General features: G+C 68.9%; 24 protein-coding genes, 2 pseudogenes and 1 riboswitch. Of the genes and pseudogenes, 14 read left to right on the top strand and 12 right to left on the bottom strand.

The window, feature by feature from the left end; translation table 11 throughout:
* A pseudogene (locus ACWELJ_RS24675) lies at positions 1–212 on the bottom strand (hypothetical protein); the annotation flags it as partial.
* A 109-nt stretch (positions 213–321) separates the two neighbouring features.
* Positions 322–1,338: a 4-hydroxy-3-methylbut-2-enyl diphosphate reductase gene (locus ACWELJ_RS24670; RefSeq protein WP_452368498.1), complete on the bottom strand. Its 1,017-nt coding sequence runs from the start codon at positions 1,336–1,338 to the stop codon at positions 322–324.
* A gap of 114 nt (positions 1,339–1,452) precedes the next feature.
* Between ACWELJ_RS24670 and ACWELJ_RS24665 the strand changes: the two genes are divergently transcribed.
* The 3 genes from ACWELJ_RS24665 to ACWELJ_RS24655 all read left to right on the top strand — a co-directional run bounded on the left by ACWELJ_RS24665 (position 1,453) and on the right by ACWELJ_RS24655 (position 3,913).
* On the top strand, positions 1,453–2,157 hold the full coding sequence (locus tag ACWELJ_RS24665; protein WP_452368497.1) for a lipid droplet-associated protein: 705 nt from the start codon (positions 1,453–1,455) through the stop codon (positions 2,155–2,157).
* A gap of 287 nt (positions 2,158–2,444) precedes the next feature.
* Positions 2,445–3,674 carry an exodeoxyribonuclease VII large subunit gene (gene xseA, locus ACWELJ_RS24660; RefSeq protein WP_452368500.1) on the top strand — a complete coding sequence of 410 codons (1,230 nt, stop codon included), beginning with the start codon at positions 2,445–2,447 and terminating at the stop codon, positions 3,672–3,674.
* Positions 3,671–3,913: an exodeoxyribonuclease VII small subunit gene (locus ACWELJ_RS24655; protein ID WP_452368496.1), complete on the top strand. Its 243-nt coding sequence runs from the start codon at positions 3,671–3,673 to the stop codon at positions 3,911–3,913. The genes xseA and ACWELJ_RS24655 overlap by 4 nt, the downstream gene beginning before the upstream one ends.
* A gap of 67 nt (positions 3,914–3,980) precedes the next feature.
* On the opposite strand, the gene ACWELJ_RS24650 is transcribed toward ACWELJ_RS24655, so the two are convergent.
* The gene (locus ACWELJ_RS24650; RefSeq protein WP_452368495.1) at positions 3,981–4,562 is read right to left on the bottom strand and encodes a DUF4245 domain-containing protein; all 582 of its coding nucleotides are present in this window, start codon (positions 4,560–4,562) and stop codon (positions 3,981–3,983) included.
* A 228-nt stretch (positions 4,563–4,790) separates the two neighbouring features.
* Between ACWELJ_RS24650 and glpX the strand changes: the two genes are divergently transcribed.
* The 3 genes and pseudogenes from glpX to ACWELJ_RS24635 form a co-directional block, all read left to right on the top strand.
* Positions 4,791–5,822, top strand: coding sequence for a class II fructose-bisphosphatase (gene glpX / locus ACWELJ_RS24645; protein WP_452368494.1), 1,032 nt, complete (start codon positions 4,791–4,793; stop codon positions 5,820–5,822).
* A gap of 155 nt (positions 5,823–5,977) precedes the next feature.
* The gene (locus tag ACWELJ_RS24640; protein WP_452368493.1) at positions 5,978–7,369 is read left to right on the top strand and encodes a class II fumarate hydratase; all 1,392 of its coding nucleotides are present in this window, start codon (positions 5,978–5,980) and stop codon (positions 7,367–7,369) included.
* A gap of 122 nt (positions 7,370–7,491) precedes the next feature.
* A pseudogene (locus ACWELJ_RS24635) lies at positions 7,492–7,767 on the top strand (isocitrate lyase/phosphoenolpyruvate mutase family protein); the annotation flags it as partial.
* A 10-nt stretch (positions 7,768–7,777) separates the two neighbouring features.
* Here ACWELJ_RS24635 and ACWELJ_RS24630 read toward each other — a convergent pair.
* The gene (locus ACWELJ_RS24630; protein ID WP_452368492.1) at positions 7,778–8,956 is read right to left on the bottom strand and encodes an FAD-dependent monooxygenase; all 1,179 of its coding nucleotides are present in this window, start codon (positions 8,954–8,956) and stop codon (positions 7,778–7,780) included.
* Positions 8,957–9,062: 106 nt separating this feature from the next.
* Between ACWELJ_RS24630 and ACWELJ_RS24625 the strand changes: the two genes are divergently transcribed.
* On the top strand, positions 9,063–9,791 hold the full coding sequence (locus ACWELJ_RS24625) for a TetR/AcrR family transcriptional regulator (protein ID WP_452368491.1): 729 nt from the start codon (positions 9,063–9,065) through the stop codon (positions 9,789–9,791).
* Positions 9,792–9,840: 49 nt separating this feature from the next.
* A complete protein-coding gene (locus tag ACWELJ_RS24620) occupies positions 9,841–10,263 on the top strand; it encodes a limonene-1,2-epoxide hydrolase family protein (RefSeq protein WP_452368490.1) in 423 nt (140 codons plus the stop codon).
* A gap of 180 nt (positions 10,264–10,443) precedes the next feature.
* On the opposite strand, the gene ACWELJ_RS24615 is transcribed toward ACWELJ_RS24620, so the two are convergent.
* The 4 genes from ACWELJ_RS24615 to ACWELJ_RS24600 all read right to left on the bottom strand — a co-directional run bounded on the left by ACWELJ_RS24615 (position 10,444) and on the right by ACWELJ_RS24600 (position 14,215).
* Positions 10,444–11,301, bottom strand: coding sequence for an acyl-ACP desaturase (locus tag ACWELJ_RS24615; RefSeq protein ID WP_452368489.1), 858 nt, complete (start codon positions 11,299–11,301; stop codon positions 10,444–10,446).
* A gap of 226 nt (positions 11,302–11,527) precedes the next feature.
* Entirely contained in the window at positions 11,528–12,061 is a 534-nt protein-coding gene (locus ACWELJ_RS24610; RefSeq protein WP_452368488.1) for an LGFP repeat-containing protein, read from the bottom strand.
* Positions 12,062–12,199: 138 nt separating this feature from the next.
* Positions 12,200–13,600: a PhoH family protein gene (locus tag ACWELJ_RS24605; protein WP_452368487.1), complete on the bottom strand. Its 1,401-nt coding sequence runs from the start codon at positions 13,598–13,600 to the stop codon at positions 12,200–12,202.
* 228 nt (positions 13,601–13,828) lie between these two features.
* The gene (locus tag ACWELJ_RS24600; protein WP_452368486.1) at positions 13,829–14,215 is read right to left on the bottom strand and encodes a DUF488 domain-containing protein; all 387 of its coding nucleotides are present in this window, start codon (positions 14,213–14,215) and stop codon (positions 13,829–13,831) included.
* A 22-nt stretch (positions 14,216–14,237) separates the two neighbouring features.
* On the opposite strand from ACWELJ_RS24600, the gene ACWELJ_RS24595 reads away from it, so the two are divergent.
* On the top strand, positions 14,238–14,510 hold the full coding sequence (locus ACWELJ_RS24595; RefSeq protein ID WP_452368485.1) for a hypothetical protein: 273 nt from the start codon (positions 14,238–14,240) through the stop codon (positions 14,508–14,510).
* An 80-nt stretch (positions 14,511–14,590) separates the two neighbouring features.
* On the top strand, positions 14,591–14,899 hold the full coding sequence (locus ACWELJ_RS24590; protein ID WP_452368484.1) for a glutaredoxin domain-containing protein: 309 nt from the start codon (positions 14,591–14,593) through the stop codon (positions 14,897–14,899).
* 60 nt (positions 14,900–14,959) lie between these two features.
* On the opposite strand, the gene glyA is transcribed toward ACWELJ_RS24590, so the two are convergent.
* Both glyA and ACWELJ_RS24580 read right to left on the bottom strand, forming a co-directional pair.
* A complete protein-coding gene (glyA, locus tag ACWELJ_RS24585; RefSeq protein WP_452368499.1) occupies positions 14,960–16,297 on the bottom strand; it encodes a serine hydroxymethyltransferase in 1,338 nt (445 codons plus the stop codon).
* Positions 16,298–16,365: 68 nt separating this feature from the next.
* Positions 16,366–16,450, bottom strand: a riboswitch (ZMP/ZTP riboswitch).
* Positions 16,451–16,735: 285 nt separating this feature from the next.
* A complete protein-coding gene (locus ACWELJ_RS24580; protein WP_452368483.1) occupies positions 16,736–17,932 on the bottom strand; it encodes a DUF885 domain-containing protein in 1,197 nt (398 codons plus the stop codon).
* 240 nt (positions 17,933–18,172) lie between these two features.
* On the opposite strand from ACWELJ_RS24580, the gene coaA reads away from it, so the two are divergent.
* Positions 18,173–19,105 carry a type I pantothenate kinase gene (gene coaA, locus ACWELJ_RS24575; RefSeq protein WP_452368482.1) on the top strand — a complete coding sequence of 311 codons (933 nt, stop codon included), beginning with the start codon at positions 18,173–18,175 and terminating at the stop codon, positions 19,103–19,105.
* 42 nt (positions 19,106–19,147) lie between these two features.
* On the opposite strand, the gene ACWELJ_RS24570 is transcribed toward coaA, so the two are convergent.
* Positions 19,148–19,753 (bottom strand): hypothetical protein, encoded by a 606-nt coding sequence (locus tag ACWELJ_RS24570; RefSeq protein WP_452368481.1) that lies wholly within the window; start codon positions 19,751–19,753, stop codon positions 19,148–19,150.
* 103 nt (positions 19,754–19,856) lie between these two features.
* The gene (locus tag ACWELJ_RS24565) at positions 19,857–20,684 is read right to left on the bottom strand and encodes an isoprenyl transferase (protein ID WP_452368480.1); all 828 of its coding nucleotides are present in this window, start codon (positions 20,682–20,684) and stop codon (positions 19,857–19,859) included.
* 95 nt (positions 20,685–20,779) lie between these two features.
* On the opposite strand from ACWELJ_RS24565, the gene trhA reads away from it, so the two are divergent.
* The 3 genes from trhA (at position 20,780) to ACWELJ_RS24550 (ending at position 24,165) form a co-directional block, all read left to right on the top strand.
* Complete coding sequence (trhA, locus tag ACWELJ_RS24560; RefSeq protein ID WP_452368479.1) at positions 20,780–21,484, top strand: PAQR family membrane homeostasis protein TrhA; 705 nt, start codon at positions 20,780–20,782, stop codon at positions 21,482–21,484.
* A 57-nt stretch (positions 21,485–21,541) separates the two neighbouring features.
* Complete coding sequence (locus tag ACWELJ_RS24555) at positions 21,542–23,122, top strand: adenylate/guanylate cyclase domain-containing protein (protein ID WP_452368478.1); 1,581 nt, start codon at positions 21,542–21,544, stop codon at positions 23,120–23,122.
* Positions 23,123–23,652: 530 nt separating this feature from the next.
* Positions 23,653–24,165: a hypothetical protein gene (locus ACWELJ_RS24550; RefSeq protein ID WP_452368477.1), complete on the top strand. Its 513-nt coding sequence runs from the start codon at positions 23,653–23,655 to the stop codon at positions 24,163–24,165.
* Positions 24,166–24,502 lie beyond the last annotated feature (337 nt).

The raw sequence follows: 24,502 nt of genomic DNA, 5'->3' as shown, positions 1-24,502 counted from the left end.
TAGGGGGAGTCGGTCTGCGGCTCCAAGCCCAGCAGCGCGGTGTACACGGTCTTGGCGGTCGCCAGGTCGGCGACGGGGTGCAGCACGGTCCTGATAGCCGGGCGAGGTGCCCCCGCATCCGCGTCCGAATGTGCGCTATCGCGAACGCGATTCCGGTCGCATCGAACGCTGACCGCGACACCCGAGCGACGCTCACCGTAGATTTCCGGCAATCACGAAATTCGGGACGAAATACGATCATCCGGATAGCAATTCGCGCCCGCCACAACGAATGTGGCAGGCGCGAATGTTTTTTCGGAGCCGAATAACCCGGCCGCGGGATTACCCGCGCGCGGCGCGCAGTTCGCGCGGCAACGAGAAGACCAGCGTCTCGTTGGCGGTGGTGACCGGCACCACCTCACCGAAACCGTGCTCGGCCAGCAGCTCCAGCACACCCTCCACGAGGATCTCCGGAACCGAGGCGCCCGAGGTGACGCCGACCGTGCCGATGCCCTCCAGCCAGGCGGTATCCACCTCGCGGGCGTAGTCCACCAGGTGCGCGGCGCGAGCGCCCGCGCTGAGCGCGACCTCCACCAGCCGCACCGAGTTCGACGAATTGCGGGAGCCGACCACGATCACCAGATCGCATTCCGGCGCCATCGCCTTCACCGCGGTCTGGCGGTTGGAGGTGGCGTAGCAGATGTCGTCGCTGGGCGGATCCTGCAGCTTGGGGAACTTCTGCCGCAGCCGGTTGACGGTCTCCATGGTCTCGTCGACCGAGAGCGTGGTCTGGGAGAGCCAGATCACCTTGTTCTCGTCGCGCACGGTGACGGCGTCGACGGCGTCCGGGCCGTCGACCAGCTGTACGTGCTCGGGCGCCTCACCGGCGGTGCCCTCGACCTCCTCGTGGCCCTCGTGGCCGATGAGCAGGATGTCGAAGTCGTCGCGGGCGAAGCGCTTGGCCTCCTGGTGCACCTTGGTGACCAGCGGGCAGGTGGCGTCGATGGTGTGCAGGTTGCGCGCGGCCGCGGATTCGTGGACGGCCGGGGAGACGCCGTGCGCGGAGAACACCACGAGCGCGCCCTCCGGCACCTCCTCGGTGTCGTCGACGAAGATCACACCGCGGTCCCGCAGCGTTTCCACCACGTGCCGGTTGTGCACGATTTCTTTGCGGACATAGAGGGGGGCGCCGTGCTTTTCGAGCGCCTTCTCCACAGTTTCGACCGCCCGGTCCACACCGGCGCAATAACCGCGCGGTTCGGCGAGCAGTACGCGCTTGTGCGAAGGACTCAGCGGCGCGCCGGCATCACCCGCCGCGGACCGGACGATTCCGACGTTCAAAGGGATACCCGAGGACATGCCCCACAGAATACGTGTGCGGCCCGGTGCGCATTCGCGCGGAGGTTGGGGTCACAATCACTTTTCGTGGCTTCTCACCTTTGCATCACACGGCGTTTCGGGCAGGCTAGGGGCATGTTCCGACCTCCGTTCCTGGCCCGGGTCGCCGCCGGGGCCGCCGTCTATGCCCTCGAGGAAACTCGTCGGCTACCGACGACCGCGATCAACTTCCCGATCACCGCGATCAGCCAGATGCTGCAGACCACCATGCACCTCCAGCAGTTCGTGACCAGCCTCGCTCTCAAGGGCGACGCCGTTTTCGACCGTCTGCTCACCCAGTCCGAGGAGCAGCCCGCCTGGGCCACCTTCGACGAGGACGAAGACGACGAGCAAACTCCCAGCTTCGGCACCGAATCGGCGTATCGAAGCCGTTTCGACCTCTTCACCGAGCCCGATCCCGCCCCGGTGACCACCGAATCGGCCGCGCAGGAGGCTGCCGAACCGGAGATCACCGAATCGGGCGCGCCCGCAACGGCTTCCAAGGCCGCCACCAACGGCCACAACGGCAGCGCTCCGGTCAGACTGGAAATCGTCCCCGACGCCGAGGACGACCCGGCCGAGCCCGAAGCCCCCGCCGAACCCGAGACCTCCGTCACCGAGCCGGAAGTCGCGACCCGCTTCGCCTACGCGGACATGACCATCGCCCAGCTGCGCGCCCGGCTGCGCCAGCTCTCGGTGGACGAGCTGGCCACCCTGCTCGACTACGAGAAGCAGACCCGCGACCGCGCCCCCTTCGTCACGATGCTGACCAACCGCATCGCGACGGTGACCGCCCAGTAGAGTTCACACCGTTCGTCCGAGCGCCGGTCGACCGGGGCTGAGCCCATCGACCGGCGCTCGGAGACGACCGGCGTTCCGAGGCGTGTGTCAACGCGACGACTGGTCTCGCGCCGACCGGGGTAACTTCCCGGGTACGCCCAAAATCGGTTCGGCACCCAGCCGCCGGCACGGGTGCGAAACCGGCTACGGCTCTGTGCCGCCCGCTGAAGACTCGGAGAGGCGGAATTGTGAGCACCGATACGACGCCGAGCGCCGCGAAGCCGCCGAGCTCGACGGCCGAGAACCCGATGCCGGTGCGGACCATCGCCGTGAAAGTGGCGCAGTGGATCGACCGGCTGGGCGCGGTGTGGGTGGAGGGTCAGATCACCCAGATGAACGTGCGCCCCGGCACCCGCACCGCGTTTCTGGTGCTGCGGGATACGGCCGCGGACATGTCGCTGTCGGTGACCTGTGACCCGGAGCTGCTGCGCGGTTCCGCGGTGCCGTTGCAGGAGGGCAGCCGGGTCGTCGTGTACGGCAAGCTGTCGTTCTTCACCGGCCGTGGCACGGTGTCGTTGCGGGTCACCGAGATTCGCCCGGTCGGCATCGGCGAGCTGCTGGCCCGCATCGAGCGGTTGAAGGCGCTGCTGGCGGCGGAGGGCCTGTTCGATCCGCGGCTCAAGCGTCCGATCCCGTTCCTGCCCAATCGGATCGGCCTGATCACCGGCCGCGCCAGCGCCGCCGAGCACGATGTGGTGACGGTGGCGACGCAACGCTGGCCCGCGGTGCGTTTCGAGATCCGCAATACCGCCGTGCAGGGCCCGACCGCGGTGCCGCAGATCCTGGAGGCGATCGCCGCTCTGGACGCGAATCCCGAGGTGGATGTCATCGTGCTGGCGCGCGGCGGCGGCAGCGTGGAGGATCTGCTGCCGTTCTCCGACGAGACCCTGTGCCGCGCCATCGTTTCCGCGAGGACCCCGATCGTCAGCGCCATCGGCCACGAACCGGACAATCCGATCTCGGACTATGTGGCGGACCTGCGTGCCGCCACCCCCACCGACGCCGCCAAGCGAATCGTGCCCGACGCGGCCGCGGAAACCGCGCTGCTGCGGGAGCTTCGGTCGCGCGCCAACGCGGCCTTGCGGGGCTGGGTGGACCGGGAGGCCCGCGCCCTGGCCCAATTGCGTTCGCGCCCGGTGCTGGCCGACCCGCTGCGCCTGCTCGAGCAGCGCCACGACGAGGTGGAGCGCCTGCGCACCGCCGCCCGGCGCGCGGTGGATCATCGGCTCTCGGGCGAATCCACCACCACCCGCCACCTGCGCGAGAAGCTCGCCGCCGTCGGCCCGGCCGCCACGCTGGCCCGCGGTTACGCGGTGGTGCAGCGGGTGAACGGCAAGGACCGCGAGGTGGTCCGGGCCATCGAGGACTCGCCGCCCGGCACCCAGCTCCGGATCCGGGTGGCCGACGGCGCGATCTCCGCCGCGGCCCTCGGCTCCCAATCCCTGGCTCCCCGCCCGACCCGGAAGGACTCCGAATGACCGACCGCACCGCCATGTCCGACGACGACCGCAGCGAGATCGCGGGCTTCGGCTACGAGCGCGCCCGCGACGAGTTGGTGAACGTGGTCAAGATGCTCGAGCAGGGCGGTATGGATCTGGACGAGTCGCTGGCGCTGTGGGAGCGCGGCGAGGCCCTGGCCACCCGCTGCGAGCAGCACCTCGCGGGGGCGCGCCAGCGCGTGGAGGACGCCCTCGCGCACCGCACGTCGGCGGAATAGCAGGACCTGCACGGGAGCGGACGCGCCCGTGTGAACGGCCCGGGCAGCGGGCCGGCCGTCGCCGGGCTCAGCTGCGCGGCAGCGGCTGGGCCTGGCCCAGCGCGGTCGACAGCGTGTTGAACGCCGCCCCGTTGCCCGCGCCCTTGATCAGGATCCGGACGTCGCCGAAGTCGGAGATCCAGGCGGGTTCGGAGCCGGGTTCGGCGAAGACGCTCCACTTGTGGTCGCCGCGCTGCTCGCTGCTCGTCGCGACCTTCACGGGCGCGTACTTCTTGGCGAGGGCTTCCACGCTGGCGTTGGACTGCGTCAGCTGCATGTAGGTGCCCTCGGGGCTGATGAAGCCGACCGTGCTGAGCTCGCCGCCGCCAGTGCCGGTGATGGTGTCGTGGCTGCCCGAGTTGGGGGTCCACTTGTCCGGTCCGCTGTCGGGCAGGACCGGCATCCGGATCGGGAACGGCAGGTGCTTGGCGTCGTCGGTGAGGGCAGCCTTGACGTCGAAGTTCGGAATCTGGCCCGGTGTCGGACCCTTCGCCGAGAAGGAGCACTGGCTCGCGATGCCCGCGATGACCAGACAGATCAGCACCAGCGGGAGCAAGGACCAGATGAGGTCCTTGTAGTCGTTCTGGCTGCGCGGCTTTTGGTACGACACGCCCCAAGTATCCACGGGCCCCGGATGCGACCCGGCTCACAGTGCCGTCAACGAATCCTGGTGGCGCCGTCAACGAATCCTGGTGGCGCCGTCAACGAAGCCGTTCCGGTCCGGCGCTTCCCGTAAAGGTCCACGACCAGCACGAAAGTGAAACGTCAGTACTTGCGTGGAGCCCAAAACCGCAATGCGACAATTTACGCAGCAGTTGACAACAAGGAGGCTCCTCTCATGACCGCATCCAGCCGCCGCGAGGCACCGGACCGCAACCTCGCACTCGAGTTGGTCCGGGTCACCGAGGCCGGCGCCATGGCCGCGGGCCGCTGGGTCGGCCGGGGTGACAAGGAAGGCGGCGACGGCGCGGCCGTGGACGCCATGCGTCAGCTGGTCGCGACCGTCTCCATGCGCGGCATCGTGGTGATCGGTGAGGGCGAGAAGGACGAAGCGCCCATGCTGTACAACGGCGAGCTGGTCGGCGACGGCACCGGCGCCGAACTGGACTTCGCGGTCGACCCGATCGACGGCACCACCCTGATGTCGAAGGGCTCCCCCGGCGCCATCTCCGTGCTGGCGGTCGCCGAGCGCGGCGCCATGTTCGACCCGTCGGCCGTGTTCTACATGGAGAAGATCGCCGTCGGCCCCGACGCCGCCGATGTCATCGACCTGGGCGCGCCGATCGCGGAGAACCTGCGCCGGGTCGCCAAGGCCAAGAACTCCTCGGTCTCCGACCTCACCGTCTGCATCCTGGACCGTCCCCGTCACGCCGAGCACATGAAGGCCGTGCGCGAGGCGGGCGCCCGCATCCGCCTCATCTCCGACGGTGACGTGGCCGGCGCGATCGCCACCGCCCGCCCCGAGTCGGGCGTGGACATGCTGATCGGCATCGGCGGCACCCCCGAGGGCATCATCGCCGCGGCCGCCATGCGCTGCATGGGCGGCGCGCTGCAGGCCAAGCTGGCCCCGAAGGACGACGCCGAGCGCCAGAAGGCCATCGACGCCGGCCACGACCTGGACCGCATCCTGAACACCACCGACCTGGTCTCCGGCGACGACGTGTTCTTCAGCGCCACCGGCGTCACCGATGGTGACCTGCTCAAGGGCGTGCGCTACTACGGTGGCGGCGCCTACACCCAGTCCATCGTGATGCGCGCCAAGTCCGGCACCATCCGCATGATCGACGGCTTCCACCGCCTGACCAAGCTGCGCGAGTACGCGTCGGTGGACTTCGTGGGCGACGAGCACGCCACCCCGCCGCTGCCCTGATCGGTATCGCGAAACAGATTGCCGCCCCGGTGGATCCGTCCACCGGGGCGGCTCTTCGTTTCCGCCCTGGTCGCGGGCTATTCCCTGGCGGCGTGTGCCGATTCCCTCAGGCGTGGCACCCCCACGACGGGCGGCACCGGCCTAGGGTCGAATACATGACCGAGTACCGGATCGAGCACGACACGATGGGTGAGGTTCGTGTGCCCGTCGACGCCCTGTGGCGCGCGCAGACGCAGCGCGCGGTGGAGAACTTCCCGATCAGCGGACGTGGCCTGGAGCGTGCGCAGATTCGCGCGCTCGGCCTGCTGAAGGCGGCCTGTGCCGCGGTGAACCGCGATCTGGGCCTGCTGGACAAGGCCAAGGCCGACGCCATCATCGCCGCCGCGAACGAGATCGCCGAGGGCCGCCACGACGACCAGTTCCCGATCGACGTGTTCCAGACCGGGTCGGGCACCAGTTCCAATATGAACGCCAACGAGGTGATCGCGAGCATCGCGGCCCGCGACGGCGTCACCGTGCACCCCAACGACGACGTCAACATGTCGCAGTCCTCCAACGACACCTTCCCCACCGCAACGCATCTCGCGGCCACCGAGGCGGTGGTCAAGGAGCTGGTTCCGGCCCTGGACCATCTGCGGCTGGCTCTGCAGGACAAGTCGCGGGAGTGGAAGTCGGTGGTCAAGTCCGGCCGCACCCACCTGATGGACGCGGTCCCGGTGACCCTGGGCCAGGAGTTCGGCGGCTACACCCGGCAGGTGAGCGCGGGCATCGAACGCCTGCTCGCCACCCTGCCCCGGGTCGGTGAGCTGGCCATCGGCGGCACCGCGGTCGGCACCGGCCTCAACGCGCCCGCCGGTTTCGGCGCGAAAGTCGTTGCGGAACTGACGAAGGCGACCGACCTCGACCACCTGTCCGAGGCCCGCGACCACTTCGAGGCCCAAGCCGCCCGCGACGCTCTGGTGGAACTGTCGGGCGCCCTGCGGACGGTCGCGATCAGCCTCACCAAGATCGCCAACGACATTCGCTGGATGGGTTCGGGACCGCTCACCGGCCTCGCGGAACTCCAGCTGCCGGACCTGCAGCCCGGCTCCTCGATCATGCCCGGCAAGGTGAATCCGGTGCTGCCCGAAGCGGTTACGCAGGTGGCGGCCCAGGTCATCGGCAACGACGCCGCCATCGCCTGGGGCGGCGGCAACGGCGCGTTCGAACTGAACGTCTACATCCCCGTGATGGCCCGCAATGTCCTCGAGTCGATCCGCCTGCTGGCCAACGTGTCCCGCCTGTTCGCCGACAAGTGCGTCTCCGGCCTGGTCGCCGATGTCGATCGCCTCCGGCATCTCGCGGAATCCTCCCCCTCCATCGTGACCCCGCTGAACTCCGCCATCGGCTACGAGGAAGCCGCCGCCGTCGCCAAGCAAGCCCTGAAGGAGCACAAGACGATCAGGCAAACGGTCATCGACCGCGGCCTGATCGGCGACAACCTCTCCCTCGAGGAACTCGACCGCCGCCTGAACGTGCTCTCGATGGCCAAGGTCGACGGCAACTGATCCCGTGCCACCCGGCGCCGGCGTGCGACCGGTGCCGGTGGCGCAGTCCACCTTTCGCCGACCGACACCGTCAGGCAGGATCGAACCATGAGCCTCGAGCAGCAAGCCGCCGACTTTACACCGGGACTCCGGAGGAGCGGTTCGACAGTGCGCTCGAGCGGTTGCGTCTCGCCGCTGCCGCCGGAGCCGATGTGCTGTATCCGGTCGGCCGGCACGAGCCCGAGGTGTTGCGGCGGCTCACCGGGGAACTGCCGTTGCCGATCAATTCCATCGGCATCCCGACCCAGGGCGGGCGGGAGTACTTCGCCGAATTGGGTGTGGCCCGAGTGAGTTTCGGGCCGTTCCTGCAGAACGCGCTGACCGAGTACGCGAACGGGCTGTTCGGGCCCTGGCGTTGAGCCCATCCGCTCAGTTGGCGACGAGCGCCGGGTAGTCCCGCAATTCGATGTCGTTCTTCGCCGAGTCGGCGTACTTCAGCATCATGCCGAAGGCCCACGATCCCAGGAACCAATTGCGGAAACGCAGGCCCAGAGCGGTTTTCGGGGCCAGGAACGGGCCGGGGCGGGCGTCGTCGGCCTTGCGCAGGTAGCGCTGCATGATGTCCTGGTAGCGGGCGAAGGCGACGGTGTGATCGCCGTCGGCGACGGCCAGTTCACCGGCCAGGACATACGCGCCGACGACGGCGAGCCCGGTGCCGAATCCGGCGAGGGTGTTGCCGTACCCGGCGTCGCCGACCAGGGCGACGCGTCCGGACACGAAGTTCTTCATCGTCACCTTGCTCAGCGAGTCCAGGTAGAACCCGTCCAGGTGCGGGAGTTCGGCCAGCATGGCGGGCACGTCCCCGCCCATGCCCGCGAATCGCTCGGCGACGATCCGGCGCTGCTCGTCGACATCGTCTCGCGAGTAGTCGAGTTCGGGTGCGGCGAACATGTACAGCTGCGCCGCCTTCGCCCCGCCGTTCACCGCGAGCCGTCCCGGCGCGGTCCAGCCGTGCGACACCGCCCGCTCGCGTGAGCCGTCGGCGTCCTCCCACTGCGACGCGCCCGCGAGCGCGTAGTAGTAGCCCCGATAGGCGACGAATTCGGATTCGGCTCCGAAGGCCAGTTTCCGTACCCGCGAATGGATTCCGTCGCAACCGAAGACGAGGTCGAAGCGCCGGGCGGGAGCGTGCGCGAACTCGACGTGCACGCCGTCGGCGGTCTCGGTGAGCGCGGTGACGGTGTCGCCGAACAGGTATTCGCAGCTGTCCGCGGTCCGCTGGTACATGACCTGGGCCAGGTCGCCGCGCAGGATCTCGATGTCGCCGCCGGTGAAGTCGCCGGAGATGAGGGCCCGCTGCCGCCCGGACTCGTCGAGCATGACCATGTCGGTCTTGCCGGTCTGGCGGCGTTCGATGTCGGCGAGCACGCCCATGCGCTCGAGCACGGTCATGTGGGTCTCGCCGGTGAAGTCGATGGCCTGGCCGCCGGGGCGCAGCGCCGGGGCCTTCTCGACCACGGTCACCTGGAAGCCGTAGCGGTGCAGCCAGTAGGCGAGGGCGGGACCGGCGACGCTGGCGCCGGAGACGAGGACGGTGGTGTTGCGCATGATGGTGACCCCTTCAGTAACTGCGTCTCTCGGACGCTGTTGATGATTAATAGAGTATGGTGGACGCAGTTAGGTGTCAACCCAGAAATCCGGAAGGATGGCGACCATGCCGGCACCCACCACCCGCGAACTGCTCTGGGGCACCCCCGACCGCCCCCGGCGCGGGCCCAAACCCTCGCTCACCCTCGAGCGCATCGTCGCCGAGGCGGTCGACCTCGCCGGCGCCGAAGGCCTGGCCAACCTGTCCATGGCCCGGCTCGCCGAACGGCTCGGCTGCGCCAAGATGGCGCTGTACCGCTATGTCCCCGGCAAGACCGAGCTCACGGCACTCATGCTGGACGCCGCCCTGGGCACGCCGCCGGAGAACCACACCGACCACGCCGATCCCGAAGCGTGGCGGGCCTACCTGCGGGAGTGGGCCGGAACCTTCTTCGGCAACGCCGTCGCCCACCCGTGGCTCAATGAACTGGCGATCGGGGTCCGGGTGATGGGCCCCAACGAACTGGCCTGGCTGGAGACCGCTCTCGCCGTGCTGGACGGCAGCGGCCTGACCCACGCCGAACGCCTCGACACCGTCGTGCTGCTGCTCAACCACGTGCGCGGGATGGGCTTGCAGACCGGGACCGCGGGCGCGGACCTCGAGGGCGAACTGACGCGGGAGATGACCGCGGTGTTCCTGACCCAGGCCGACCGCTTCCCGCACGCGGCGCTGGCGCTCGCCGAGTCCGTCCCGGGCACCGAGAGCGCGGCCGAGGCGGGCCGCGACAATGCCCTCGACTACGGCATCGAACGGATCCTGGACGGGGTGGCGGCGCTGATCGCGACACGGCGGTAGATGCCGGGAATGTCTGTGCCGCGGCCCGGATTCGGCTTACGCTCGGCAGATGGCGGAGCTACCCGAGCTGAAGCAGGATCCGGTCACCACCGTGCGCGAATTCTTCGCCGCGCTGGAGATGAACATCGTGCCCGAGGCCCTCGAACTGGCCGATCCGGGCATGGTCTGGAAGAACACCTCGCTGCCCGACGTGCGCGGTATCGACCGGGTGCGCTGGGTGCTGGGCCTGTTCAACAACCCGCGGTTCGGCTTCCGGGCCGACATGCACCACATCGCGGCGACCGACGACGGGGTGGTGCTCACCGAGCGCACCGACTACCTGCGGATGGGCCCGATCGAGATCGCGTTCTGGGTGTGCGGCACCTTCGAATTCCGCAATGGCCGCATCACGGTGTGGCACGACCATTTCTCGTGGGAGAACGTCCTGCGCGGCACGGCGGCCGGCGTGGTGCGCGCGATACTCCCGCACTGACCGGCGCACCGCCCCGCGAAAGCACAACGCCCGCCACGATTCTCGCGGCGGGCGTCGGCATCGAAACCGCGCACGAGGCGCGGTGTCAGGCTGGGTACCCCGGCGATTCCGGGGCGCGGCAGGCGGTTCGGTCGCGGCGGCGATCCCGGCGCGGCGACCGATCCTGTCGCGTGGGCTGATTCAGGGCCGCAGGTGGGCCAGTTCGGCGCGCGCCTTCTCCCCGGCTTCGCCGAGGTCGGTGCGGGTGAACACCTTCCACTGCTCGAGCAGCGGGCCGAACACCAGCTCCGGCTCCTGGGCGCGGTCGTAGATCCCGGCCGCGGCGAGCACCTCGTCGCTGGAGCGGCCGTCGGCCAGCTCGATGACCGGCACGTGGAAGTCGGCGATCCGGTCGGCGATGGCGCGCAAGGTCTGGTCAGGGGCCAGGTCCAGGGCGGCGGAGATCAGGTTGCCGAAGAAGACGGCCTGCAGTTCGTCGTCGGCGGCCAGGCGGTCGGCGATGGACGCGACCATGATGTGGTCGGCGAGGCGGGCGGTGTTGCGGTGCCGCACGGCCGCGGCGGCCTCTTCGAAGGCGGACACCGCGAGCACGTCGAGCAGGTGCATGCCGGGGCGGTTGAAGCTGGCGGTCATGGCCGCCATGCGCATGCGCTCGAGCGCGACCGGGTCGACGGCGCGCGACACCATCAGGAAGTTGCGGATGAGGATCTCGTGCCGGTTCTCCTCGGCGGTCCAGCGGCCGACCCACCGCCACCACGGGCCGGTGCGCAGGTGCTTGCCCAGCTCACGGTGGTAGGAGGGCAGGTTGTCGGCGATCAGCACGCTCACCGTGAGGGCGGTCTTGGCGACCTCGCTCAGCTCGGATTGCGCCGGGTCCCAGTCGGTTCCGCCCATGGCCTGGAAGTTGCGGCCGTCGGTCCACGGCACGTAGTCGTGGGGCTGCCACTCCGGGGCGGCGTCGATATGCCGGGTGAGGTTGGTTTCCACCTCCGCAGCGAGCGATTCCAGCAAATCCCGATCGGGCAAAACGTTGTGCACGCGAACAACCTAGCGGCAGATCGGCAACCGTGGGGATCTTCGGCGGCTATTCGAATTCGCTATGGCCCGACCACGGCCCGGGAAGCCGCCGCGACAACCGATTCCGCGAGGTGGGAGCGCCTCCCCGAGCTTGCCCGCGGCGGCTTCGGCACCCGGCCGCCGGGCCACGAGCCGTGACGCCGGCAGCGCTGGGCGGGGGTGCCGAAGCCCCGGGGAGGCGGAATCGCTACTTCTCGGTGACGGTGGTCTTGTTGTCGACCCAGGTGATGCTGCCGCCGCTGAAATCGCTCTGCTTGCCGCCGGTGATGTCGTACTCGTCGCTGGTCGGGTAACCGAGCTTGCCGGTGGCGCCGCCCCGCTCGTCCCAGGCCTTGCGGATCTCGCCCCACACGACGTGGGCGCCGTGCTCGGGGCTGGCGTAGATGGCGCCGCCGTCGAATTCCTGCACCCAGCCGCCGGGAACCTCCGTGGCCGCGCCGGTCGGCAGGCCGAGCTTGCCGGTGGCTCCGCCCATCTGGGTGTACTTCTCGAACACGGCACCGCTGACGGCGATCTCGCCGCCCGGAGTCGCGATCTTGGTCTCGGTGGCGTGGTTCTCGCCGCCGCCGGCGTGGGTCTCACCGGTCTGCGCCGTGGCCACGGTGGTGCTCGTCGCCGAGGACGAATCCTTGGTGTCGTCCTTGCTGCAGCCCGCGCCGAGCGTGGCGGCGACCGCGATTGCCGCGATGATGCCGGCTGTCCGTCGTGTGAAGTGGTGCATGTTCCATCCTCCCGCGAATCTGGCCGATAACTCGGCGAAAAGTACCCTGCGGTCGGGGAGTTGAAACGCTTGCCAAGAAATCGCCCGGCCGGAGGGCGCGTCGCTCTCCGGCCGGGCGGGTGAACTACCTACCGAATGTCAGGAATTCGGCCCGAACTCCTCCAGCATCTCGGTGACCAGCGCCGCGATCGGCGACCGCTCACTGCGGGTGAGGGTGACGTGCGCGAACAGCGGGTGCCCCTTGAGCTTCTCGATCACCGCGGCCACGCCGTCGTGCCGGCCCACCCGCAGGTTGTCGCGCTGGGCCACATCGTGGGTGAGCACCACCCGCGATCCGCTGCCCAACCGGCTCAACACGGTGAGCAGCACATTGCGTTCCAGCGACTGGGCCTCGTCCACGATCACGAAGGAGTCGTGCAGCGAGCGTCCGCGAATGTGGGTGAGCGGCAACACTTCCAGCATGCCGCGCGCCTGCACCTCCTCCATCACCTCGGGGCTGGCCAGCCCCTCCAGGGTGTCGAAGACGGCCTGCGCCCACGGCCCCATCTTGTCGCTCTCCGAGCCCGGCAGATAGCCGAGCTCCTGCCCGCCCACCGCGTAGAGCGGGCGGAACACCACCACCTTCCGATGCGTGCGGCGCTCGAGCACCGCCTCCAGTCCGGCCGTCAGCGCCAGCGCGGATTTACCGGTACCGGCCCGCCCGCCGAGCGAGACGATGCCGACCGTCTCGTCCAGCAGCAGATCCAGCGCGATCCGCTGTTCGGCCGAGCGACCGTGCAGTCCGAACGCCTCCCGGTCGCCGCGCACCAGCTGTACCCGTTTGTCCGGCGTGACCCGGGCCAGGGCGCTGCCGCGAGTGCCGACCATCCGGATTCCGGTGTGGCACGGCATGTCCCGGGCCTCGTCCAGATCGATGATCGACTCGGCGTAGAGCTTGTCGACGATGGCCGGGGCCACCTCGAGCTCCACCATGCCGGTCCAGCCGGAGGTGACGACGTCCTGCGCGTGGTACTCGTCGGCCCGGAGACCGACCGCGCCGGCCTTGACCCGCAGCGGAATGTCCTTGGACACCAGCACGACTCGCTGCCCCTCGGCGGCCAGGTTGAGCGCGCACGCCAGGATGCGGGAATCGTTGCTGTCGGTGCGGAATCCGACGGGCAGTACCGCGGGGTCGGTATGGTTCAACTCCACCTGGAGTGTCCCGCCCTGGGTGCCGACCTGCACCCGTTGATCGAGCCGACCGTGCGCCAGTCGCATGTCGTCCAGCATGCGCAGCGCCTCGCGAGCGAACCAGCCGAGTTCGTGGTGGTGGCGTTTGGCCTCGAGCTCACTGATCACCACCAGCGGCAGCACCACGTGGTGCTCGCCGAAGCGGATCAGGGCCCAGGGGTCGGACAGCAGCACCGACGTGTCGACTACGAAGGTTTTCGGTCCGGAATCGGACGACTGCGAGGCGCGAACTCCCCGTGTCGCGGGCCGCGGGCTCTGGTCAGAGCCGGCGTCCCTGGTGGGAGCGTTGACGGAGCGTGCATCAGTCACGGTGGGCTCCTTTGCCACTCGCGCGACACCGCGCGAGCGTTCTCGCTGGGCCGGTCAGCCTTGGGGTCGTACGACCCGAGGGCCGGGTGCCGGCCCCCTCGCACTGAGTTGCTCAGTCACGATCAGGACCTCCCGTACGAGCCACACCTACGCGGCCCGCACCCCCGACGCTACCGCCGAATTCGCGATCCGGCTCCTGGACTATCGGGCGCATTGGTGAAGATCGCGTTAACGCCTGTCCGCTCTGCGCGTTTCGCCCAGTTCGTCGAGGAGTACGGGAACATGGCTGTGCTCCGGGTCTTTCGTGGCCGTGACCAGGGTCAACGGCCCTTCCTGAGCCTCGGCCCGGAGGTGCGCCAGACCTTCGCGGGCCGCGTCCGCACCGAGCTCGATTCGATACTTGCGCTCGAACTCGGCACGGCGTGTCTCCGGCGCGGCGTGATACCACTTGCGAAGTTCGTTCGACGGCGTCACGTCTTTGGCCCATTCGTCAATGGCCGCTTGCTGTTTGCTGATCCCGCGCGGCCACAGCCGGTCCACCAGAACACGGCGGCCGTCGGCGGTGTCGGGGTCGTCGTAGACGCGCTTGACCCGGTATCGCGGTTGCTGTGTCATGGCCTCCATTACAGTCGAGACCATGGCCGAAACTCCGGATCTGGCGACCCTGTCGACCAAGGAATTGCACGACCGCGCCGTGAAGCTGGCCGCCCGCCACGGTGACGTGAAATTCCTGTGGCAACTGCTCAAGGCGATCCCCGGCGCCGAGGTCGCCGCGGGTAAGCAGGGCGAGGGCGAAGTCGACATCTGGAACACCGCGGCCCTGCTCGACGACTACTTCCACGCCGGCGAGGGCAAGCTGGGCGAGGTGCTGCGTCCGATGTACCTGGACTACCTCACCAAGCACGCCTGAGCCACCGAGCACGCCTGAGCCGCGAATCCAATCCCCCTGCGGCATAGGCCGTTCCGCCGCCCGGGTCCTACACTCCGATGATGAGCGCTGACGCCACCGCCGAGCTGATCGTCTACCGGCGGCCGGGTTGCCCCTACTGTTCCCGCATGCGCCGGGTCCTCAACAGGCACGGCATCGTGCACCGCGAGGTCGACATCTGGCAGGACCCGGACGCGGCGGCGTTCGTGCGCTCGGTGGCCGACGGCAACGAGACCGTGCCCACGGTCGTGTTCCGCGACGGTTCGACGGAGCGCAACTGGGTCAACCCGCATCCCAAGGAGTTGATCGCCACCGTTTCCGCCGACGCTCCCCAGCTCACCGGCGGCCCGCGCAGGTTCTGGACCTGCTGAGACGACGAGCGCCCGCCGCGATCGTGAGATCGCGGCGGGCGCTTGACCGTTCGGCCGCTGTCAGCCCAGCAGACGCCAGTCCTCGAGGCCGTCGTACAGCGGGAAGTCCTGGGCCAGTGTGGAGACCCGCTGGCGCAGCGAGTCCAGGTCGGCGGAGCCGGTCAGCGCGGCGGCGATGATCTCGGCGACCTCGGTGAACTGCTCGTCGCCGAAGCCGCGGGTGGCCAGGGCCGGGGTGCCGATGCGCAGGCCGGAGGTGACCATCGGCGGGCGCGGGTCGAACGGAACCGCGTTGCGGTTCACGGTGATTCCGATCTCGTGCAGGAGGTCCTCGCCCTGCTGGCCGTCGAGCTGCGAGTTGCGCAGGTCGACCAGCACCAGGTGCACGTCGGTGCCGCCGGTCAGGACGGTGATGCCCTTGTCCTTGGCGTCGGTGGCGGTCAGGCGCTCGGCCAGGATCTTGGCGCCGGAGATGGTGCGGGCCTGACGCTCCGCGAACTCGGCGCCGGCGGCGATCTTGAAGGCCACGGCCTTGGCGGCGATGGCGTGCATGAGCGGGCCGCCCTGCTGGCCCGGGAAGACCGAGGAGTTCAGCTTCTTGGCGAACTCCTGCTTGGCCAGGATCAGGCCGGAGCGGGGGCCACCCAGGGTCTTGTGCACGGTGGAGGACACGACGTCGGCGTGCGGGACCGGCGACGGGTGCAGCCCGGCGGCGACCAGGCCGGCGAAGTGCGCCATGTCGACCCACAGGTAGGCGCCGACCTCGTCCGCGATCTCACGGAAGGCGGCGAAGTCCAGGTGCCGCGGGTACGCCGACCAGCCGGCGACGATCACCTTCGGACGGGTGTCGCGGGCGATCTTGCGGACCTCGTCCATGTCGACGCGGTGGTCTTCCTTGGACACGCCGTAGGCGTGCACCTCGTACAGCTTGCCCGAGAAGTTCAGGCGCATGCCGTGGGTGAGGTGGCCGCCGTGGGCCAGGTCCAGGCCGAGCAGCTTCTCGCCCGGGTTCATCAGCGCGGACAGCACGGCGGCGTTGGCCTGCGCGCCCGAGTGCGGCTGGACGTTGGCGAACTCGGCGCCGAAGAGCTCCTTGACGCGGGCGCGGGCCAGATCCTCGACGATGTCGACGTTCTCGCAGCCGCCGTAGTAGCGGCGACCCGGGTAGCCCTCGGCGTACTTGTTGGTGAGCACGCTGCCCTGCGCCTGCAGGACCGCGCGCGGCACGAAGTTCTCCGAGGCGATCATCTCGAGGGTGTCGCGCTGGCGAGCGAGTTCGCCGCCCATCGCGGCCGCGACCTCGGGGTCGAGTTCGGCGAGGGACTGGCTGTTCACAGAGGCGCTCGTCTGGGTCGTCACGCCGCCGAGTGTATTGGCCGCCGACGCGGCGTCGGTCAGTGGGTTCTGGGAATCGCGCATTGGCGCACCTCCGTCGTCCGGGTGCCCCGAATCGGGATTCGGGGATCGCCAGGCACCCAGGCGCGCGGTGCCGGACTTGGGTGCTTCCCGGTGGTTACTTCCACCTCGAGTGCGCCAGTCGCGGTGCTCTCATCTTAGCCAACGGCGTTAACAGTCCTTCGAGTGGACAGAATCACAGATACAGGCTATGGCGGAGCAACAAATCTGGGTAAGGTGACGCACGGCTGACTCAGATAGGTCAGTGTCCTTGGCCCTACCTAGATTTCGAGGATTCATCACATGCTGTTCAATATCGCGACCGGTGGCCCGACCGACATCCTGTTCACCCTGCTGCGCACCCTGTGCACCGCGTCCAGCGGCGGCGCGTCCTGCAACGCCTGGGGTGCCTGACCCTTCCGGACAGTCGGGGAGTACCCCTCACATGCGGCGGATGGCGCCGGGTGTGAGGGGTTCGTCCAATAGGCGGCGGAACCGCTCGGACCGCTCGGCGGCATCGTCCGCCCGATCCAGCCAGCCGCCCAGCAGTCGATAGCCCTCCACGTAGGTGGAGATGTAGGCCCGCCACAGCGGTGAGGACAGGAAGCGCAGCGACTGCGTGGCCCGCTCCGGCGTGACCAGACTCCAGCGCTGCAGATACTCCGAGACCTCGGTCGAATCACGCTTGCGGTCGTGCAGCAACAGCGCCGCATCCTGGCGCACACTCAGCAGATTCGCCGACGCGGTCGAAATCCGCTCGGCGCGTTCACCATCGAAACGCAAGCCGAGATCGGCGTAGATCTCCTGCGCCCAGCGGCCCCAGCCCGGGCCCACGATCGACTTCAGGGCCAGATCGGCCAGCCCCTCCGCCATCAGGCACTGCGGGGTGTTCACCACGAACAGCGTCTGCTCGTCCTGCCCGGCACCGACCAGCCCGGCCTCCTTGCGGCAGTGCTCGGTGTGGTGGCCGGGGTAGGACTCGTGCGCGATCAGTGCGGGCAGATGCGACAGGTGCTGCTTGAGATCGGAGTTGATGGCCACCCGGGACTGGTAGTCGCCCAGGTAGTAGTTGAAGCCCGACCACGGCTTGTCGCCCACCACTTCGTATTCCACGTGCTCGTTGTCGGGCAGCGGATAGCGGTCGCGGACCAGTTCGCGCAGCGCGCCCGAGAAGGCGGCCACGCATTCCTTCAGTCGTTCGGGCGGGATCTCGTCCTGGCGGCGGTGCGCGGAGATGCGATCCAGCAGCGGGCCCGCGCCGGCCAGCACCTCGTCGAGCTGCCGGTGCGCCTCGCGATAGTCCTCGATGTCGCCCGGGGCGATGTCCACGTCGAAGTAGGCGCTCACCTCGTCGACGAAGGAGATGTCCTCCCCCGCGAACTTGCGCCCGGAGCATTCCAGCGCGCGCAGGTGGACGTCGAGGAATTCGACCTGCTCCCGGGACAGGCCCGCGTCGGGCAGTTCCTTGCGCAGTCCCGCGGCCCGGTGCGCGAGCTCGCGCGGTTCGGGCTTCGGCGCGTTCTCGACCTCGCGGCGCAGGGCCGGGTCACCGGTGTAGGCGTCGACGAAGCCCTCCTCCAGCCGGTCGAAGGCCAATCCGAGCCGCAGGTACTCCGTCACCAGGGGATGCGCTGCCATAGCTCGACCCTAGGTGATTCTCAGCGCTCGAGCGGCCCGGATCCCGGTGCCGCGCAGCCTCACCCGACACGCCCGGCACCTGTGATGTGGCCCATCCCACTCTGGTTACCGGCCAGTAGCAACACCTGGTGTTCACCTCGATGTTGGAGCCGAGCACAATTCGGCTATGCGTGGAGTGTTGGCGACGCGAGGCGAGTGTCAGATCCAAGGACACGAGTGTCGAATGCAAGGACACGAGTAATGGCACGGATGAGCGAGCCCAGTCCCTACGTCGAATTCGACCGCAAGCAGTGGCGCACCCTGCGCAAGGCGACTCCCCTGGTGCTGACCGAAGAGGAACTGATCGGCCTGCGCGGTCTCGGGGAGCAGATCGACCTCGAAGAGGTCGCCGAGGTCTACCTCCCACTGGCCCGGCTCATCCACCTGCAGGTCGCGGCCCGCCAGCGGCTGTTCGCCGCCACCGCCACCTTCCTCGGCGAGACCCACCCCGACCGTCAGGTGCCGTTCGTCATCGGCGTGGCGGGCTCGGTGGCGGTCGGCAAGTCCACCACCGCGCGCGTGCTGCAGGCACTGCTGGCGCGCTGGGACCACCATCCGCGGGTGGATCTGGTCACCACCGACGGATTCCTGTACCCGACAGCCGAACTCACCCGCCGCGGCATCATGCACCGCAAGGGCTTCCCCGAGTCCTACGATCGGCGCAAGCTGCTGCGTTTCGTCACCGAGGTGAAATCCGGTGCGTCCGAGGTGTGCGCGCCCGTGTACTCGCACATCGCCTACGACATCGTGCCCGGCGAACACCACTGCGTGCGCCAGCCCGACATCCTCATCGTCGAGGGCCTCAACGTGCTGCAGACCGGTCCGCGCCTGATGGTGTCGGACCTGTTCGACTTCTCGGTCTACGTCGACGCCCGCATCGAGGACATCGAGAAGTGGTACGTGCAGCGCTTCCTGTCGCTGCGCAAGACCGCTTTCCAGGACCCGAACTCGCACTTCCACCACTACGCGAACTTCAACGACCAGGAAGCCACCAATCAGGCCAAGGAGATCTGGCACAACACCAACCGGCCGAATCTGGTGGAGAACATCCTGCCGACCCGGCCGCGCGCGACGCTGGTGCTGCGCAAGGACTCCGACCACACCATCAACCGGCTGCGGCTGCGGAAACTCTGAATCTCGGGGCGATGGCGGTGAGCCGAGCGTCCAGGCGATGAATCAGAGCGTCCAGGCGGCGTCCAGGCGCGCGCCCACATCGATGTCGGTGGCGGCCTTGATGTGCGGCTTCTCGATCTCGGTGGCGATGTAGCGCGCCACGAAACGCCGGATCTCGTGATCCACGCTGGCGATGATGCGCAGCAGTTCGCCGCGGCGAGTGGCGCTGGCCACATTGATCCGCACATTGCTGGGCTGCGGTTCGGCGATCTCGATGAGCACCCGCAGCGGTTCGGCGGTGCGCACCGTCAGATGCAGGTGGATGGTGCCGTCCACCCGGAACGGGTAGCGATCCACCGCGAGGTCGATGAGCAGGTCGACCTTGAGCGGGATCACCAGGTCGAACGAGATGATGTCGTCCACTTCACGATTGAGCCGGGGCTGCCCGAGCCGCACGGTCGCCGAGAGTTTGGCCAGTTTGCCCGGTCCCGCACCGATCGGCCCGAAGTCGAACGCCTCCCCGGTGAGCTTCCCGAACGCCCCCGCGATCCGCTCCGGCGAGGCGGCGTACTCGAGGAATCTCCGCCCGAATTCCTCATAACTCAGGTAGTGCACGCCGACGACCTGGGATTCCGCTAGGCCGCTCGAGTCCTCACGCAGCTCGCTCATACTCTCAAACGGTACGGCAGCGACCGCCCCGCGAACGCCGAAGCCGTTGCACTGCAACGGAACCGTTGACCGACCGTTGCGGGATCACCCGCGACAGCGGCGGTCAGACCCCGAAGCGGCGGTGCCGGGCCGCGTAATCACGCAGGGCCCGCAGGAAATCCACGCGCCGGAACTCCGGCCAGTACGCCTCGGTGAACCAGATCTCCGAATAGGCGCTCTGCCACAACAGGAATCCGGACAAGCGCTGCTCACCGGAGGTGCGGATGACCAGATCCGGGTCGGGCTGGCCGGAGGTGTAGAGGTGCTGGCCGATGGCGTCGACGGTGATCGACTGCACCAGATCCTCGCCGGTCTCGCCCGCGTCCATCTCCTGGCGGACCAGGGAGCGGACCGCGTCGGCGATCTCCTGGCGGCCGCCGTAGCCGATGGCCACGTTGACGTGCACGCCGGTGCGGCCCTCGGTGCTCTTGGCGGCCTCGCTGAGCCGGCGCGCGAACTCGGCGGGCAGCTGATCGAGCGCGCCCACGATGCGGACACTCCAATCCTGTTCCGGCGCAGACAGTTCGTCGACGACGTCGGTGATGACCTCGAAAAGGGTCTCCAGCTCATCGGAATCGCGGCGCAGATTCTCGGTGGAGAGCAGGTAGAGGGTCACCATCTCGATGCCGGCCTCACCGCACCAGCCGACCAGCTCAGCGATCTTCAGCGCACCGACCCGATGGCCGTGCGAGATGTCGCTGAACCCGTTCTCCCTGGCCCAGCGGCGATTACCGTCACACATCACAGCGACGTGCCGCGGATGCTGCTTGCCCGCCAGCTGTCTGGCCAGCCGTGCCTCGTATACGCGATATGGGAGTCCACGCACCTGACCCACAAACTTCACGGCCGCAACCCTACGCTCCCGGAACGGTTGGCGGAGCGACCGGGACATAGCCGCGAAACATGGGAGGCCCTTGGTGACGACACCCACTCGACGGGCGCGAATCATTTAACCTACGGTACCGTAGGTTACCGAGGAGGAAACTTATGGCCGAGGCAGTGCAGCCCGTCGAACCGGTGGGTCTCATCGAAACCGTCCGCGACGAACTGACCCTGATCAAGCCCCGCCTACGCGGCTGGATCCATGCCTGGGCCGTCGGTATCGCCGCCATCGCGGTGATCGTGCTGGTGTCGGTGGCGAGCACGGTGTCGGGGAAGGCCGCGTGGTCGACGCTGGTCTACGGCATCACCGTGTGCGGGGTGTTCGGGATCAGCGCGACCTATCACCGGGTGAACTGGAAGACCGCGCGCGCCCGCATGTGGATGAAGCGGGCCGACCATTCGATGATCTTCCTGTTCATCGCGGGCAGCTACACACCGTTCGCGCTGCTGGGGGTGCGCGGGACCGCCGGGAACGTCCTGCTCGCCATCGTGTGGGCGGGCGCGCTGGCCGGGGTGGCACTGAAGATGCTGTGGCCCACCGCGCCTCGCTGGGTCGGGGTGCCGCTGTATCTGTTGCTCGGGTGGGCCATCGTCCCGGTGGCCGGGACGCTCATCGGCAATGTCGGCTGGACGCCGGTGCTGCTGCTGCTCGCGGGCGGCATCGCCTACAGCGTGGGCGGGATCCTGTACGCCGCGCGCTGGCCCGATCCGTGGCCGGAAGTCTTCGGCCATCACGAGTTCTTCCACGCCGCAACGGTGGTCGCGGCACTGTGCCACTACATCGCGGTCTGGCTGGTCGTGCTGACCTGATCGAGGAATTCCCCACAAAGGTGCAATCTCGGCCGAAAGTTCCCTAAAGTCTGCGACGTGACCAGCAGACTCATCCTGTGGGCGCTGCGGGCGCCGGGGGGTCTTTCCGCTGTCGTCATGGCGTGCAACCTCGGCGGCCTCGCCGTGATCACCACCGAACTGTTCCTGAGCGGCTTCCTGAGCCGGCTCGGTTCGAATTGGATCTCCACCTTCATCGGGGTGTCGATCTATCCCGCCATCGGCGCGCTCGCGGGCATCGTGCTCGCGGTGCGCGACCGGCGGCACTACTTCGGCTGGCTGGATCAGCACCGGCCGCCCACCGAGCACGAGGCGCGACGGCTCTTGCGGCTGCCGCTCGCGATCACCATCCGGGCGCTGGCCATCTGGCTGCCGGGCGTGATCGTGGCGGCCGCCATCTTCGCCCATGCCACCGAGGACCGCAGTTTCCCGGTGGTGCTGTCGATGTTCACCCTCGGCGGGCTGGAGTCGGCGGCGCTCACCTATCTGATCGTGGACCGGTTGATCCGGCCGACCATTCCGGTGGTGGCCGAGGTGCTCGACGAGACCGCGCACTGGAGCAATACCGTGCTGGCGCGGGTGCTGGTGACCTTCGCGGTGGCGGGCGCGGTGCCGCTGCTCATGCTGATCACCGTGCTCGCGGATCCGTCGACCGACAGTGACGACCGCATCCGGACCGGCATCTATCTCGCCATCGTCGGCCTGTCCGCGGGCGTGGTGGCGACGGCGGCGCTGGCGCGCGCGGTGGCCACGCCCATGCACACCCTGCGCGACGCGCTCGACCGGATCGCGCACGGCGACCTCGAGGCGCGGGTGACCATCAACAGCACCAGCGAGATCGGGCGGCTCGAACATTCGGTCAACGAGCTGGCCGCCAATCTCAGTGAGCGGGAGCGCATGCGGACCGTCTTCGGGCGGCACGTGGGCGACGAGGTGGCCGAGCGGGCGCTGTCCGGCAGCCCCAGCCTCACCGGCGATATGCGGGAGGCGACCGCCCTGTTCGTGGATGTCACCGGATCGGTGGCGCTGGCCACCGAACTCGCCCCGCACGACTTCGTGGCCAAGCTCAACCGGCTGCTGACCATCGTGGTGGCGGCCACCGAGGACAACCACGGTCTGGTCAACAAGTTCGAAGGCGATGCGGCGCTGTGCATCTTCGGCGCGCCCATCGCCCTCGACGACAACGCCACCCCGGCGCTGAAGGCGGCCCGCCGGATTCGCGACGAGGTGGCCGCACTGGGCGAACTCGAGGTGGGCATCGGCATCGCCCGCGGCTGTGTCTTCGCCGGTGACGTCGGCACCGACACCCGCCTGGAATTCACCGTCATCGGCGACGCGGTCAACGAGGCCGCCCGCCTCACCACCGAGGCCAAACTGGTCCCCCGCCGGATCCTCGCCTCTCAGGCGGTCATAGACGCCGCCTCCGACGCCGAGCGCACACAGTGGATCCTGCACGACACTCTCCACCTCCGCGGCCGCAAGGAACCCACTCCGGGCTGGACCGATGTGGCGTCGTCCCCCGCGCCCGCGTCCCCCGCGTCGACCCACCGCAACGGCACCGGCCCGCAGGCCGACCCCCGACCGGCCGCACCCCAACCCCCGAAACCCGCCGATCGCTGATCATTCCATCCGCGCGAACGTGGGGTGCGAACTCGGCGGGACCTGGCGATACTGCGACAAAACAGATGACTTCAACACGCCCCGGACTGTAAGACCGCCCAGTCCCTCCCGGCAACGGAATATGCGCATCGGCTATACCAGCCCAATCCCCAGCAGCACTCGCGGCGGACCTGAAGCCCGGCCGCACACCCCACCTCCGGCACCCCCGCGTGCCGCACCGAGACACGGCTCAGCGAGGCGCTGAGGTAGCCCAGCCGCACCCGTCGAGTCCCGACGGCCGGTGCCGCCGACGCCGCGGCCGGGCCGGGAATCTCGACCGAGCTCTCGAATCCAACTGGCGGCCTGGGGGATCGGCGACGCGGAGGCAGCCCAGCCGCACCCGTCGAGTTCCGGGCGGCACGTGCCGCCAGCCGCCCTCCGGGCCGGGAGGGGTCGGCCGGCGCTCGAATCCGACTGGCGTACTACGGGATCGGCGGAGACTCGTACTCGAGGGTGATTCGGGGCGAGGCCGGGGGACGGACAGTGGGTTCATGGAGGAGATCGGCGCGTTCGAGCGGAAGTCGGCGGCGGGGTGGGAGCGGCCCGAGCGGGCGGTGCTCGCGTATCGGGCGGTGGTGGTCGCGCTGATCGCCGGGGTGGCGGAGACGCTGCTGCGAGCGGCGCGGGCCTTGGAGGATCCAGGCACCCCGGTGTCCGGCGTCGCGGCCGCGCTGGCCATTCGGGCCGCCATCTACCTGGCGGTGTTCGCGCTCGCCGCTCGCATGCTGTTCGGAAGCCGGTGGGCGCGACGCATTCTCGCGGTCGGCCTGGGCACGGTCGGCTTGGCCTCCCTCGCCGCCGAACCGGTGCGCGCGATGCTCACCGCCGACCACCCGAGTGCGGTGCTCACCGGCTGGACGCCGATCGCATTGCTACTCGGGCTGTTCCGCGCGGTGCACATCCTCGCGGTCCTGGTGGCGGTGCCCGCCGCGATGCTGGCCGGCGGCCGTACCGGTTCGACGCCGCGGACCGACCCGGGCGTTCGTGCCGCTCGCCGGGTCTAGACCGACAGCGGCTGGGCGCGTGCCCGGAGACGTTTGTCAGGCCCCGGGACATTTGTCAGGCCCGGAGACTGTTGGTCAGACCCCGGGACGTTTGTCAGGCCCCGGGACGTTTATCAGGCCGAGGGTGGCGGGAGCAGCCCGGCTCGCACGTCGTCGACCGTGCTGACTGGGAGGTCGCAGACCGAGCCGCGGCAGATGTAGGCGGCGGCGGTGTCGCGCACCGGCGGGCGGTCGGCCAGCAGGGGCTGGGAGCCCCAAGATCCGGCTGGGCCGGTTCGAGGGCGACGGCAAAACGGTGTGGAACACCGGCGAGGAAGTCCGGATCACCGTCGACGAC

The sequence above is a fragment of the Nocardia sp. NPDC004582 genome (genome assembly GCF_053602115.1).
This window is presented reverse-complemented; position numbering and strand designations above follow the sequence as displayed.